This is a genomic window from Nonomuraea basaltis (genome assembly GCF_005893125.1).
GTDB classification, from domain to species: domain Bacteria; phylum Actinomycetota; class Actinomycetes; order Streptosporangiales; family Streptosporangiaceae; genus Nonomuraea; species Nonomuraea basaltis.
The window spans coordinates 1-13,173 of the sequence record NZ_VCJS01000006.1 but is presented as its reverse complement, the minus strand read 5'-3'; the positions used below and the strand labels follow the sequence as shown (position 1 = coordinate 13,173).

Annotated in this window: 14 protein-coding genes and 2 pseudogenes; 6 read left to right on the top strand and 10 right to left on the bottom strand. The window is 70.5% G+C overall.

Going from position 1 to position 13,173, the window contains the following annotated elements:
* Positions 1–4 precede the first annotated feature (4 nt).
* Together EJK15_RS04090 and EJK15_RS04085 are read left to right on the top strand one after the other, a co-directional pair.
* Positions 5–808: an NUDIX hydrolase gene (locus tag EJK15_RS04090; RefSeq protein WP_138709008.1), complete on the top strand. Its 804-nt coding sequence runs from the start codon at positions 5–7 to the stop codon at positions 806–808.
* A gap of 43 nt (positions 809–851) precedes the next feature.
* Positions 852–1,643: an MBL fold metallo-hydrolase gene (locus EJK15_RS04085; RefSeq protein WP_138709007.1), complete on the top strand. Its 792-nt coding sequence runs from the start codon at positions 852–854 to the stop codon at positions 1,641–1,643.
* On the opposite strand, the gene EJK15_RS04080 is transcribed toward EJK15_RS04085, so the two are convergent.
* The 3 genes from EJK15_RS04080 to EJK15_RS04070 form a co-directional block, all read right to left on the bottom strand.
* A complete protein-coding gene (locus tag EJK15_RS04080; protein WP_138709006.1) occupies positions 1,625–2,305 on the bottom strand; it encodes a Crp/Fnr family transcriptional regulator in 681 nt (226 codons plus the stop codon). The two genes, EJK15_RS04085 and EJK15_RS04080, sit on opposite strands and share 19 nt — an antisense overlap.
* A 105-nt stretch (positions 2,306–2,410) precedes the next feature.
* The gene (locus EJK15_RS04075) at positions 2,411–2,629 is read right to left on the bottom strand and encodes a hypothetical protein (protein WP_138709005.1); all 219 of its coding nucleotides are present in this window, start codon (positions 2,627–2,629) and stop codon (positions 2,411–2,413) included.
* Positions 2,630–2,701: 72 nt separating this feature from the next.
* A complete protein-coding gene (locus EJK15_RS04070) occupies positions 2,702–3,208 on the bottom strand; it encodes a hypothetical protein (protein ID WP_138709004.1) in 507 nt (168 codons plus the stop codon).
* Positions 3,209–3,234: 26 nt separating this feature from the next.
* Between EJK15_RS04070 and nth the strand changes: the two genes are divergently transcribed.
* Positions 3,235–3,957 (top strand): endonuclease III, encoded by a 723-nt coding sequence (gene nth, locus EJK15_RS04065; RefSeq protein ID WP_138709003.1) that lies wholly within the window; start codon positions 3,235–3,237, stop codon positions 3,955–3,957.
* Between the two features lie 210 nt (positions 3,958–4,167).
* Positions 4,168–4,815, top strand: coding sequence for an NUDIX hydrolase (locus EJK15_RS04060; protein ID WP_138709002.1), 648 nt, complete (start codon positions 4,168–4,170; stop codon positions 4,813–4,815).
* On the opposite strand, the gene EJK15_RS04055 is transcribed toward EJK15_RS04060, so the two are convergent.
* The gene (locus tag EJK15_RS04055; RefSeq protein WP_240776752.1) at positions 4,812–5,375 is read right to left on the bottom strand and encodes a HEAT repeat domain-containing protein; all 564 of its coding nucleotides are present in this window, start codon (positions 5,373–5,375) and stop codon (positions 4,812–4,814) included. The genes EJK15_RS04060 and EJK15_RS04055 overlap by 4 nt on opposite strands.
* A gap of 31 nt (positions 5,376–5,406) precedes the next feature.
* On the opposite strand from EJK15_RS04055, the gene EJK15_RS04050 reads away from it, so the two are divergent.
* Positions 5,407–6,597 carry a MarP family serine protease gene (locus tag EJK15_RS04050; RefSeq protein WP_138709001.1) on the top strand — a complete coding sequence of 397 codons (1,191 nt, stop codon included), beginning with the start codon at positions 5,407–5,409 and terminating at the stop codon, positions 6,595–6,597.
* A 23-nt stretch (positions 6,598–6,620) separates the two neighbouring features.
* Here EJK15_RS04050 and EJK15_RS04045 read toward each other — a convergent pair whose 3' ends face one another.
* The 6 genes and pseudogenes from EJK15_RS04045 to acs form a co-directional block, all read right to left on the bottom strand.
* Entirely contained in the window at positions 6,621–7,064 is a 444-nt protein-coding gene (locus EJK15_RS04045) for a DUF309 domain-containing protein (RefSeq protein ID WP_138709000.1), read from the bottom strand.
* Positions 7,061–7,981, bottom strand: coding sequence for an alpha/beta fold hydrolase (locus tag EJK15_RS04040; RefSeq protein WP_138708999.1), 921 nt, complete (start codon positions 7,979–7,981; stop codon positions 7,061–7,063). The genes EJK15_RS04045 and EJK15_RS04040 overlap by 4 nt, the downstream gene beginning before the upstream one ends.
* Positions 7,971–8,411 carry a phage holin family protein gene (locus EJK15_RS04035; protein WP_138708998.1) on the bottom strand — a complete coding sequence of 147 codons (441 nt, stop codon included), beginning with the start codon at positions 8,409–8,411 and terminating at the stop codon, positions 7,971–7,973. Before EJK15_RS04035 ends, EJK15_RS04040 begins: the two co-directional genes overlap by 11 nt.
* 31 nt (positions 8,412–8,442) lie before the next feature.
* Positions 8,443–8,800 (bottom strand): annotated as a pseudogene (locus EJK15_RS74180) (Na+/H+ antiporter NhaA).
* A 193-nt stretch (positions 8,801–8,993) separates the two neighbouring features.
* Positions 8,994–9,056, bottom strand: a pseudogene (locus EJK15_RS77400) (hypothetical protein); the annotation flags it as partial.
* Positions 9,057–9,165: 109 nt separating this feature from the next.
* Positions 9,166–11,139, bottom strand: coding sequence for an acetate--CoA ligase (gene acs, locus EJK15_RS04020; RefSeq protein ID WP_138708996.1), 1,974 nt, complete (start codon positions 11,137–11,139; stop codon positions 9,166–9,168).
* A gap of 669 nt (positions 11,140–11,808) precedes the next feature.
* Here acs and EJK15_RS04015 point away from each other — a divergent pair.
* Positions 11,809–12,588 carry a Fic family protein gene (locus EJK15_RS04015; protein WP_138708995.1) on the top strand — a complete coding sequence of 260 codons (780 nt, stop codon included), beginning with the start codon at positions 11,809–11,811 and terminating at the stop codon, positions 12,586–12,588.
* The last annotated feature ends 585 nt before the right edge of the window (positions 12,589–13,173 follow it).

Here is a 13,173-nt window from a genome sequence, read left to right as displayed (position 1 = left end):
TCATGTGACCGGATTTCCGCTTCCAGCCGAGCTCGCCGCGCGGGCGCGGGACGTCCTCGCCGGACGGGTCGAGCCCGCGCCCACGCGGGACGCCGCCACGGTAGTGATCCTGCGGGAAGGGCCCGAGGTCTACCTGCTCCGGCGGAGGTCCACCATGGCCTTCGCGGCGGGGGCTTACGTCTTCCCCGGCGGGTCGGTGGACGCCCGCGACACCGACCAGGCCGTCGCCTGGGCCGGGCCGTCCCCCGCGGAGTGGGGCGCGGTGTTCAACGCGAGCGAGCAGGTCGCGCGCGGCCTGGTGTGCGCGGCCGTACGCGAGACGTTCGAGGAGTCCGGCGTGCTGCTGGCCGGCCCCGGACCCGGCTCTGTGGTCGCCGACACGACAGGGGACGACTGGGAGTCCGACCGGCTGGCGCTGATCGACCGGAGCCTGGCCTTCGCCGACTTCCTCGCCAGGCGCGGCCTGGTGCTCCGCTCCGACCTGCTCAAGCCCTGGGCGCACTGGATCACGCCGGAGATCGAGACGCGCCGCTTCGACACCCGGTTCTTCGCCGCCGTGCTGCCCGAGGGCCAGCGCACCCGCGACGTCGGCGGGGAGGCCGATCAGGTCGCGTGGAAGCGGCCCGCGGAGGCGATCGACCTGGCGCACCAGGGGGAGATCTTTCTGATGCCGCCCACGTACCACACGCTGACCGAGCTGTCGGCGTACGGCAGCGTGGCGGACGTCCTGGCCGCGCACCGGGAGATCGTGACCATCATGCCCCGGGCGGTGGAGATCGAGGGCGAGATGCGGCTGGTGACGACATGAGCGAGCGACCGATCAAACACAGCCGGTCGATGAAGGAGCTCGCATGAGCGGCCTGCACATCCCGATCGGCACGCCGGACGGCTCCCGTACGGAGCACGCCGAGAACCTGCTCGCCCCCAACCCCTCGATCATGACGCTCGACGGCACCAACACCTGGGTCGTCGGCACGCGGGAGGAGGTGATCGTCGTCGATCCCGGCCCGGACGACGCCGGCCATCTGCGCCGCGTACGCGGCCACCTCGCCGACCGCCGTGTCACCCAGATCCTGCTGACCCACGGCCACTTCGACCACAGCGGTGGCGCGAAGAGCTTCGCCGCGATGGTGAAGGCCCCTGTACGCGCCCTGGACCCGCGCCACAGGCTCGGAGAGGAGGGGCTGGCCGACGGGGACGTGGTGACCGTGGACGGCCTGGAGATCCACGTGTACGGCACCCCAGGCCACTCGTTCGACTCGCTGTGCTTCTGGCTGCCGCAGGACCACGCGATGCTGACCGGCGACACGGTGCTCGGCAGGGGCACCACGATCATCGCCGGCGACGGCGGCCTCGCCGACTACCTGCGCAGCCTCGACCGGCTCAGGGCGGCCGCGGAGGACCTGGAGGCGCGGGCGCTGCTGCCCGGGCACGGCCCGGTGCTGCCCGACCCGATCGGGGCGCTCGACGGCTACATCGCGCACCGGCGCGAGCGGCTCGACCAGATCAGGGCGGCGCGAGCGCAGGGCGCGCGCACGCCGCGCGAGATCGTCCGCATCGTGTACGCCGACGTCGACAGATCGCTCTGGCCGGCCGCCGAGATGTCAGTGCGGGCGCAGCTGGACTATCTGGAGCGGTTGTAGAGCCGGTCCATGTCGAGGATGACCACGGCCTTGGCCTCGATCCGCAGCCAGCCGCGCTGGGCGAAGTCGGCCAGCGCCTTGTTGACCGTCTCGCGCGAGGCGCCGACGAGCTGGGCCAGCTCCTCCTGGGTGAGGTCGTGGTGCACCCGCAGGCCGTCCTCGGTCTTGGTGCCGAACCGCTCGGCCAGGTCGAGCAGCTGCTTGGCCACCCGTCCGGGCACGTCGGTGAACACCAGGTCGGCCAGCACGTCGTTAGTGCGGCGCAGCCGCTGCGCGAGTGCGCGCAGCAGGTGCAGGGCCACCTCAGGACGGCCGGTGAGCCAGGGGCGAAGGTCGTCGTGGCCGAGCCCGGCCAGCCGCACCTCGGTCAGCGCCGTCGCTGTGGCCGTGCGCGGCCTCGGGTCGAACAGCGACAGCTCGCCGAACATCTCGCTCGGCCCCAGCACGCTGAGCAGGTTCTCCCTGCCGTCGGGCGAGGTCCGGGAGAGCTTGATCTTCCCTTCGAGCACGACGTAGAGCCGGTCGCCGGTCTCGTTCTCGTGGAAGAGCGTCTGTCCCTTGGACAGCTGGACCTCGGTGATGCTCGTACGCAGCGCCGCGGCGCTCTCGCGGTCCAGCGCGGCGAACAGGGGGGCCTTGCCCAGCACATCTTCGGTGTTCACTCTGCCTCCTCTGCTGCCATTGTGACGCACCCCACTCCAAGCGGCACACACAGGCTATGGGAATGCCGGAGTAGTTTGGGCAATGACACCCCCTTTGTGGGCAGTTCAGAAGTCTGATTCGTCGTCCTGGGCGCGCATTGCCTCGATTGCCGCCTCTGCGAGGACGTAGAACTCGTGGTCGGAGAGCTGCCGGCGTGCGTAGGCGAGGCTCAGGTCGTCCACGGAGCCGGGGACGGCGGGAGGCGCGTCGTGCACCAGCGCGGCCAGGCGCGGGCCGAACGTGCCGGGCTCCGCCCAGTGCCGCCGGCGGAAGCGCTCCGCCACCTCGTCCAGGGTCAGCTCGCCCCGGCGCAGCGCGGCGATGAGGTCGAGAACGTCGCTGCCGATGATCGCGCCCTAACCCGCCAGCAGGTCGTCGACCGAGGCGACCGCGGCTGCCATGGAGTGGCCGAGCAGGACGCGGAGCAGGTGGCCGGCCTGCGGCCGGGCCGCGGCGTCCGGGCGGCGGCACTCTTCGACCGCCGCGCGCAGCGCGGGAGTGAGCACGGAGAGGTCGCCGTGCTGTGAACCGGTCGCCGCGAACACCACCAGATCAGCCCAATCCCGCACATCTTCCGCCATCGCCCCGCCGTCATCCGCCGCCGACGCTTGCCAGCCGATGAGCACCTGGCCCCGGGTGCCGAGCGCCACGGTCCGCGGGCCGAGCCGCAGTCCCGCCGCGCCGCGCGCGTGCAGCTTGGCCATGGCGGCCGCGCAACCCATGGCGAGGCGGTGCAGCGCCTGCCCCCGCAAGGGTCCCGAGGAACGTACGAAGTCCGCCAGCACCGCACCCTGACCGCCCATGGCAACCGCCTCCCGTGTCGCCAGGTGGTACGCGATCGGAGCGGTCCAGGGTTCAACCACGGGCGAGACCTTCTACCCTTGCCGCTATGGTGACGAACGCGGCGGGGCGCAAGCCGGAGACCCAGTTGGCACTGGTGCGGCGGGCGCGCAAGATGAACCGCATCCTCGCGGACACCTACCCGGACGCCCACTGCGAGCTCGACTTCGGCAACCCTCTCGAGCTGCTGGTCGCGACCATCCTCTCGGCGCAGTGCACGGACAAGCGGGTCAACATGGTGACCCCCATTCTCTTCGCGAAATATCCGGCGGTCGAGGACTACGCCGCCGCCGACCGGACCGAGATGGAAGAGATCATCCGCTCGACCGGGTTCTTCCGCGCGAAGACGAACAGCATCATCGGCATGGCACAGGCGGTGTGCGAGCACCACGGCGGCGAGATCCCGAACAGGCTGAAGGACCTCGTCAAGCTGCCCGGCGTAGGCCGCAAGACCGCCAACGTGGTCCTCGGCAACGCGTTCGGCGTGCCGGGGCTCACCGTCGACACCCACTTCCAGCGGCTGGTGCGCCGCTTCGGCTGGACCGAGGAGACCGACCCGGTCAAGATCGAGCACGTCGTGGCGGAGTTGCTGCCCAAGCGCGAGTGGACGATCTTCTCGCACCGGGTGATCTGGCACGGCCGCCGGATCTGCCACTCCCGGCGCCCGGCGTGCGGCGTCTGCCCGCTGGCCGCGCTCTGCCCCTCGTACGGCACCGGCCCCACCGGCGCCGCCGAGTCTTCGAAGCTTGTCAGACCCGGCCCCTTCTCCTGACCCCGCGGGGGCAAGCCCCCGCGTCCCCCGGAAACCAACAAGGAAAAGGCGCCCCTCTTCGGGGAAGCAAGCTTCCCCGCGGGGGCAAGCCCCCGCGACCCCCCGAAACCAACAAGGACCCCCGAAACCAACAAGGAAAAGGCCTCCCCCTTCGGGGAAGCAAGCTTCCCCGCGGGGAAGTCACCGGAGCCCCGGCGTGTTGGAGGATGCGTGACCCAAGTGCCCGACTGGCTTGACCGACTGGCGGCCCAGGCCGGCCGGACCCGCGTGCCCCGATACCTGCGGCCACCAGACGGGCGCGGGCGGGAGGCCGCGGTGCTGATGCTGTTCGGCGAGGGGCCGCACGGGCCCGACGTGCTGCTCATCCAGCGCAGCACACGCGGTCGCAGGCACGCGGGCCAGCCCGCGTTCCCGGGCGGCGGCGTGGACCCCGAGGACGGCGGACCCGTCGAGGCGGCGCTGCGCGAGGCGGAGGAGGAGACCGGGCTCGAACCCGGCGGGGTGCACGTGCTGGGCACCATGCCCGAGCTCTACCTGACCCACAGCGACAACCGGGTCACGCCGGTGCTCGCCTGGTGGCGCGAGCCGTCGGCGGTGCACGCGGCCTCGCCCGACGAGGTCGAGTCCGTGGAGCGGGTGCCGATCGCCGAGCTGGTCGACCCCGGCAACCGGATCATGCTGCGGCATCCCAGTGGCACGGCGGGGCCGGCGTTCCGGGTGCGGGGGATGCTGGTGTGGGGGTTCACGGCGATGGTGCTGGACTCGGTGCTGCGCGAGGGCGGCCTCGAACGGCCGTGGGATCCGTCGCGGGTCGAGGAATTGCCGCCCGACGTGCTCGACCTGGCCTCGCGCGGCTAGCGAGCGGTCCGCAGCGCCACGCCCAGGGATGCCCAGCCCGCCACGTCCGCGTCGCTGTCGCCCGCCAGCGTGCGCAGCATGTCGAGGCCCGCCGGGTCCGGAGGGTCGCCCAGCACGTGGTGGAGCGCGTACGCGGCGCCGTACCTGACCCTTGCGTCGTCGTGGCCGGCCAGGTCGATCACGGACGGCAGCGACCGCGGGTCGCCCAGGTGGCCGAACGCGATCAGCACCGAGTAGAGCACCATGGCGTCGTTCTCGCTGGCGGCCAGGTAGCGCAGCACCGGCAGTGTACGGTCGGCGAACGGCCGCAGCATCCCCATGATGTCCACCCCGAGCAGCCGCTCGGCCACGGTGTCCGCGGCGCACAACCGGCGCGCCTCGATGAACGACTCGAGGTCGCCGCGCTGGCGCAGCAGCGAGATCACGTGCCAGCGCAGCGGGCCGTCAGGATCGCTGTCGCGTAGCGCTGCCTCGATGAGATCGCGCACTGTTCCCTCGGCCGGCGGCATACCGCCCAAGGTAGTCAGCAGGGTGACGCCGTCCTGGCCGAAGACGTGCACGCTTGACCGTATCGCTGGCTACCTTTGAAGCGTGCGCGGTGATCTGCTTGACCTCATCTTGATCGGCCTCATGGTGGCCTTCGGCATCTCGGGTTACCGCCAGGGCTTCATCATCGGGGCGATGAGCCTCGTGGGGTTCGCCGGCGGCGCCGTGCTCGGCATCTTCATCGCGCCGCCCATCGCCAAGGCGGTGGTCGACGGCGACACGCCGCAGGCGCTGCTCGCCATCGTGATCGTCTTTCTGTCCGCCACCATCGGCCAGTTCGCGTCCTCGACCATCGGCGCCGTCGTACGCAGCCACGTCACCTGGGAGCCGGCCAAGCTGGCCGACGCGGTCGGCGGCACGTTCGCCAGCGCGCTGTCCGTGCTGGTCTTCGCCTGGCTGATCGGGTCGCTGATCATCTCCTCGACCTTCACCCCGCTCGTCGACCAGGTGAAGAACTCCGCGCTGCTCACCACGGTCGACGACGCGATCCCCCAGACGGCCCGCAACTGGCAGCAGCCGTTCAAGAAGTTCATCGACCGCTCGGAGTTCCCGCCCGTCTTCGACGCCATCGGCGGCGGCACGATCATCGACGTGCCGCCGCCGGACCAGAGCGTGCTGCAGGGCAACCGGCTGAGCCGGGCCCGGAGGGCGATCGTCAAGGTGCAGGGCAACGCGGAGAGCTGCAACAAGCACATCGAGGGCACCGGCTTCGTCTACGCCTCCGGCCGGATCATGACCAACGCGCACGTGGTCGCCGGTGTGACCCGCGACCTGCAGGTCATCGACTCCAACAACGTCCGGCACTCGGCCACGGTCGTGCGCTACAACCCGCGGCGCGACATCGCCGTGCTCTACGTGCCCGGGCTCGACCTGCCGCAGCTCGCCTTCGACGGCGACGGCAGCCGGGGCGACAACGCGATCATCGCCGGCTTCCCCAAGGGCAAGGGGTTCACCGCCGAGCCGGCCAGGATCGGCGGGCAGCTCAACGCCGAAGGCCCCGACATCTACCGCAGCACCACCGTCACCCGCGAGGTGTACGCGATCCGCGGCGTGGTCCTGCCCGGCAACTCGGGCGGCCCCCTGCTCACGGCGGAGGGCCGCGTCTACGGCGTGATCTTCGCCGCCGCGGTCAACGAGCAGGAGACCGGCTACGTGCTGACGGCCGAGGAGGTCGCCCCCGACGCCGCCGCCGGCCGCAACGACACCACGCCGGCCAGCACGCAGGAGTGCGACTAGGCCGGAGCCGGCGGTCCGGCGCGCTAACCGGGGAGCTTGTCCAGGATCAGGGCGATCGCCTCGTCCGGGTCGCTGTCCTGGCCCAGGCTGGAGGCGGCCTTGCCGACCGCGTCGTACGCGCCGCCGTACGCCTGCGCCTTGGCCGCGCCGCGGCTGAAGAGCGTCACCGCGCCGCGCCCGTTCCCGCGCTGCAGGTGTGTCAGCCCGACGCAGATCTGCGCCAGGCCCTGCCACAGATCGCGCTCCTCCTCGGGGGCGCATTTCCAGCGGCCCTCGAACACCTCGTGCGCGTTGAACGGCATCCCCTCGCGCAGGAACCGGCGGCCGTCGGCGAGGGCCTGTTCGGTGGTGGGCGCGTAGTCGTCGGGGACCCTGGGCACGCCGGACGCGCCGTAGGGGAGCGGCCTGCCGTACGGGTCGCGCGGCCTGGACTGGCGCGGCCTGCCTTCGGGGTCTCGGTCTCTCATCGGTCGGGCTCCGGATCGGTCAGCCAGCCGATCAGCTCGGTGTCGAACACGTCGGGGATCTCCTCGTGGGGGAAGTGGCCCGCTCCTTCGAACAGCCGCCACCGGTACGGGGCCGCCACGTAGCGGCTCGAACCCTGGGCCGTACGCGGCAGGACGCGCGGGTCGAGCGCGCCGTGCAGGTGCAAGGTGGGGGCCTCGACCTCGGTGCGCATGGCGCGGGCGTAGCGGCGGCCGTCGGGACGCAGCTGGGAGCGGCCGAACCAGCGGTGGTACTCCAGCGCGCAGTGCGCCACGGCCGGGATCCTGAACGCCTCCCGGTAGGCCCGCGACTCCTCGGCCTCCGGCCAGCCGGGCCGCGACCACTCGTCGAGCAGCCGGCCCACCAGCGACGCGTTGCGGCGCGTGAGCCGGTGCTCGGGCAGCAGCGGTAGCTGGTAGCCGAGCGCCTTGCCGCTGGCCTTGAACTGGCCGAGCGGGTCGGTCAGCAGCGCCCCCCGCAGCCGCAGCGGATGGGGGGCGGACACGGCGACCAGCCGCCGCACGCTCTTGGGGTCGAGCGCCGCCATCGTCCAGGCCAGCATCCCGCCCCAGTCGTGCCCGACCACGATCGCCCCGGTCTCGCCCAGCGCGCGGATCAGCCCGGCCGCGTCGGCGGCCAGCGTGGGCAGGTCGTAGCCGCGCGGCGGCTTGTCGCTGCCGCCGTAGCCGCGCAAATCGGCCGCGACCGCCCGGTATCCGGCCTTGGGCAGCGACGCGAGCTGGTGCCGCCACGTCCACCAGAACTGCGGGAACCCGTGCAGCAGCAGGACCAGCGGCCCCTCGCCCGCCTCGACGACGTGGAAGCGGGTGCCGCCCGCGTGCACCGCGCGGTGCCGCCAGGGCCCCTCGATCTGGACGACCGACTCGTCAGGTGCCATCGCGGGTCACCGGCTCGCGATCGGGGCGTACCACGGGGAGCGCCGGCTCCTCGGGCGTGGCGATCTCCTTGAGTCCCTTGATCGATCTGGCGGTGCGCTTCATCCCGGCAAGGCCCTTGAGCCGCCTGATCCCGAGGAACACGGCCAGACCCGCGAGCACCAGGTAAATCCCGGTCACGATGAGGAAGGCCGCCCAGTTGGGCAACCACTGGGCGAGCAGGTAGGCGAGCGCGAACGAGGCCAGGATCAGGCACAGATGCGCCATGAACGCCGCCCCGGCGAACAGGGCGCCTGCCGTGCCGACCCGCTTGGCGTCGAATCTGAGCTCGGCCTTGGCCAGCTCGATCTCCGAGCGGACCAGGGACGAGATATGGGTGCTCGCCTGGGCGACCAGGGAGCCCAGGGATTCTTCCTCGGGAGTCTGCGGCATGAACGTCTCCTATCGAGGCCCGGTGGCCGTGTCAAACATCATCCAGCGCATTGCGACGGTTGCGTACCCGTAGGTGTAGCAGCGTCGCCGCCAGGATCGACGCGATGAGGCCGGCCGCGAGGATCCCGATGGTGACGGTCTCGGCGCGCTGCCGGACGTCGCCGTACGCCAGGTCGCCGATCAGCAGTGACACCGTGAACCCGATCCCGGCCGGCAACGACATCGCCGCCATGTCCCGCCAGGAGAGCTCCTCCGACAGTTCGCCAGGCCGAGCACAGCCAGGCGCCACCGAACACACCGAGGAACTTCCCGAGTACGAGTCCCGCTATCACTCCCAGAACTACCCGATCCGAGAAGATAGCGCCCAGACTTGATCCATCCAGCTTCACCCCCCGCCGAAAGAAACGCGAACACGGGCACGGCGAAATCCGTCGAAATCGGGCGAATGTAGTGGTCGGCGGTCTCGGCCGGGGAGCGCTGCTCGTCCCTGGGCCTGCTGACCCGGGTCAGCAGGCCCAGGGTCATGCCGAGCAGGAGCATGGGGGCGTTCACGTCGTGCCTGTAGACGACGGCGGTGATCGAGATCGCGCCGAGGTCGTCGACGACCGCGCAGGTCGGCAGGAACGCCCGCGGCGCCGCCGGCATCGCGCCGGCCGTCACTGCGAGCGCGCCGACCCGACTTCCCGGCACACCTGGGTAGCAGGGTTCCCGTATGGGGGCGCATGTCCCATTTGCTGGGACATGCGCCCTTTTGTTAGTCCTCGGACTTGGCCGAGGGGAGCTTCTCGGAGATCAGGTTCATCACCGTGCTGTCGGCCAGGGTGGTGACGTCGCCGATGCTGCGGTTCTCCGCCACGTCGCGCAGCAGGCGACGCATGATCTTGCCGGAGCGGGTCTTGGGCAGCTCCGGCACGACCAGGATCTGGCGCGGCTTGGCGATCGGGCCGAGCGCCTTGGCCACGTGGTTGCGCAGCTCGGCGCCGATGTCGTCGCCCTCCTCCGCGCTGCCGCGCAGGATCACGAACGACACGATGGCCTGGCCGGTCACCGGGTCGGTCGCGCCCACCACGGCCGCCTCGGCCACCTTCGGGTGGCTGACCAGCGCGCTCTCCACCTCCGTGGTCGAGATGTTGTGGCCGGAGATCAGCATGACGTCGTCCACGCGGCCGAGCAGCCACAGGTCGCCGTCCCCGTCCTTCTTCGCGCCATCGCCGGGGAAGTACATTCCCTCGAATCTGCTCCAGTACGTGTCGATGTAGCGCTGGTCGTCGCCCCAGATCGTGCGGAGCATCGACGGCCACGGCTCGCGGACCACGAGGAAGCCGCCGCCTCCGTCGGGGACGCTGTTGCCCTGGTCGTCCACCACGTCGGCGACGATGCCGGGGAGCGGGCGCATCGCGGCACCCGGCTTGCCCGCGGTCACGCCGGGCAGCGGGCTGATCATGATGGCGCCGGTCTCCGTCTGCCACCAGGTGTCGACGACGGGGCAGCGCTCGTGGCCGATGTGCTCGCGGTACCAGACGTACGCCTCGGGGTTGATCGGCTCGCCGACGGAGCCCAGGATGCGCAGGCTGGACATGTCGAACTTGGCGGGGATGTCGTCGCCCCACTTCATGAACGTCCGGATCGCCGTGGGGGCCGTGTAGAGGATCGTGATCTTGTACTTCTGCACGATCTCCCAGAACCGGCCGCGGTGCGGGGTGTCCGGGGTGCCCTCGTAGATGACGCTGGTGGCGCCGTTGGCGAGGGGGCCGTACACGATGTAGGAGTGTCCGGTCACCCAGCCGATGTCGGCCGTGCACCAGTAGATGTCGGTCTCCGGCTTGAGGTCGAAGACCGCGTGGTGCGTCCAGGCCGTCTGGGTCAGGTAGCCGCCGGTCGTGTGCAGGATGCCCTTGGGCTTACCGGTGGTGCCGCTGGTGTACAGGATGTACAGCGGGTCCTCGGCGTCGTGGGGCTCGGCGGTGTGCTGGTCGCTCTGGCGCTCCACCAGGTCGTGCCACCACACGTCCTTGCCGTTCGTGGGGACGTCCTGGCCGGTACGCCGTACGACGAGGACGTGCTCGATCTGCGGGCACTCGGCGACGGCCTCGTCCACGGTGGGCTTGAGCGCGCTCGGCTTGCCCCTGCGGTAGCCGCCGTCGGACGTGATCACCAGCTTGGCGTCGGCGTCGTCGATGCGGCTCTTCAGCGCGCTCGCCGAGAACCCGCCGAACACCACCGAGTGGACAGCCCCGATGCGGGCGCAGGCCAGCATCGCGATCGGCAGCTCGGGGATCATCGGCATGTAGATCGCGACCCGGTCGCCCTTGCCGACGCCCAGCTCCTGGAGGGCGTTGGCGGCCTTGCTGACCTCCGTCTTCAGGTCGTTGTACGTGAGGGTGCGGGTGTCGCCGTCCGGCTCGCCCTCCCAGTAGTAGGCGATCTTGTCGCCGCGGCCCTCCTCGACGTGGCGGTCGACGCAGTTGTAGGCGACGTTCAGCTCGCCGCCGACGAACCACTTGGCGAAGGGGGGATTCCATTCGAGCGTCTGGTCCCACCGCTTGGCCCAGGTCAGCCGGTCGGCTGCATGCTCCCAGAAGGCGAGACGGTCCGCGGCGGCCTCGTCATATGCGGCTGCGGTCACGTTCGCGGCCGCCACCAGGTCAGCCGGAGGTGCGAACCGGCGGTTCTCCTTCAGCAGGTTGGACAGCGCCTGGGTCTCGTTGCCAGGGGTCTCCGGGGCCACCTCGTGCTCCTTCTATGGGCCAGGTTGGATAGGTCGTGTCCCACTTCACCAGCTCACGGCCTCTACACACAAGAGGTCTAGACAGGTCTGTACCGAGTGGGCGGGTATGGGGGAGTTCTTATCAGGGCGCCTGACAAGTGCTATCGAAATGTTGTCATCTTGAAATCAGGGAAATATGTGGTTGGGGTTTATGGGTCCCCCGGTGGGGTTCTTTGAGAGCCGGCCGGGGTCGGCCACCTATTTCAGGACTTTCCGCCGGGCCGCCTACCCGCTGTGAGGTCGGCAACGCCGAGATCCCCGGCCGAAGCGCTCACCGAAGCCCCACCCCAAGCTCCACCCCGAAGCGCTCGCCCAGCGCGCACCGCGGTCCGTACCAAAGCGCCCGCGCAAGTGCCATCCAAGTGCCACCGGTCGGCCGTCGCCGGCCTGCCTCCGCCCCTGCCTCCACCCTTGACCCTGACCCTGACCCGCTTGCGTACTGCCCTACCAGTCGCACCCGCTGCTCGACCGACGTGTCGACCCACCGGCCGCTCCCTCTTGAGGCTCTGACCTCGTGACCTCGCGGCGTCACCCGGGATCAGCCCAATGGCGCCACTCGGGACGAACCCGCGGCGCCATTAGGCACCAGCCCGCGGAAGCAGCCCGTACCCGCGGGTAAGGTCAGGTCCCGTGAGTGACCCATTGGCCGTCATCGCGCAGTTCCCGGGGGTGCCGGAGGCGGTGGACGAGGCCCGCCAGGCCGTCGACAGGCTCTACCGCCATCGCGTGCTCCGCCGGGCCAGCCCCGCGGTGTCCACGGAGTCGTCCTTGCGCGGCGCCAGAGCGTCGGCCGCCATCGAAGGCGTCGACGTACCCCTGGACGCCCTGCGCCGAGACGAGATCCACGACCCGCTGGTCCAGGGAGCGCTACGCGCGTCGGCGGAGATGGGCAGGCTGGGACCGACCTGGCGCAAGGCGCCCAGGCAGGTGCTCGCCCGCCTGCACACGGTCGCCGCGGCCGGCCTCGCGCCGCACGCCACGCTGGGCCGCCCCAGGGCGGAGGACGAGGCCCCTGACCCGCTGAACCTGGGTCCTGCGCCGGATGCCAAGGAGACGGCGACCCGCATGGACAGCCTGCTGGACCTGCTGGAACGTCCTACGAGGGCCCCTGCGATCGTGCTGGCCGCCGTGGTCCACGCGGAGCTGGCCGTGCTGCGGCCGTTCGGCGCGGCCGACGGGGTGGTCGCGCGCTCGGCCGAGCGGCTGACGCTGGTGGAGTACGGGCTGGACCCGAAGTCCCTGGTGGCCGTCGAGGTAGGGCACCTGGAGCTACCGTATGCCGACGGGCTGCGAGCGTACCTGAGCGGGACGCCTGAGGGCGTCGCCCGGTGGGTACAAGAGTGTGCCTCCGCGGTAACTCTCGGCGTGCGCGAGACGACCGCCATCTGCGAGGCCATGCAAAGGGGCTGAGCAGGGTGCCGACATAGCTGACGGCGTCTCAGTCATGAGACGCCGTCCGCCGGTGCATCACACCGGGTTACCAAGCGTGCACCTGTATTCGTCGGAGCGGGTCAAGCCCGTCACGACGCGCCTCCCGCGGCTGGTCGCGCGTGGGTACCCGGCTAATGCACCCGGACAAGTGGTCCGTAACCCCTTTCTACGACGGATTCGCCCTGATGGGAACCCCTCAGACCAAGACCTTTACCTGCCGATGAGACAGGGCCCGGGCGCATCGGCGCCTCGGCTGCGCCAACCCGGTTACCAGCCTGTGTCGATCACTCTCCGTGATCGACTTTATGTGATCGTTATCAGTCGGCGAAAAAACTTGGCGAAAAGGCGAGATTGCTCCTCGACGAAACTCGATCCGATCGGGCAGCATACGGGGGTATCGCCCGAAACTGGAGCGACCTTGCGGGGGATAGGTTTGCAAGTCCCTTGCCAGGCTCTGGTGAAGTGATGAAAGCTTTCTTCTGAAACGGGACCGGCTCTACCCCCCCGGAGCCGGACCGATCAGGCGACCCCCGCTCTCCCCCCCGGCGGGGGTCGCCCCTTTTC

Bases quoted from the DNA above. Each gene is read 5' to 3' on its own strand.
- EJK15_RS04045 (WP_138709000.1), bottom strand. From the start codon at position 7,064: ATGAGAGACCGAGACCCCGAAGGCAGGCCGCGCCAGTCCAGGCCGCGC.
- nth (WP_138709003.1), top strand. From the start codon at position 3,235: ATGGTGACGAACGCGGCGGGGCGCAAGCCGGAGACCCAGTTGGCACTG.
- EJK15_RS04040 (WP_138708999.1), bottom strand. From the start codon at position 7,981: ATGGCACCTGACGAGTCGGTCGTCCAGATCGAGGGGCCCTGGCGGCAC.
- EJK15_RS04035 (WP_138708998.1), bottom strand. From the start codon at position 8,411: ATGCCGCAGACTCCCGAGGAAGAATCCCTGGGCTCCCTGGTCGCCCAG.
- EJK15_RS04085 (WP_138709007.1), top strand. From the start codon at position 852: ATGAGCGGCCTGCACATCCCGATCGGCACGCCGGACGGCTCCCGTACG.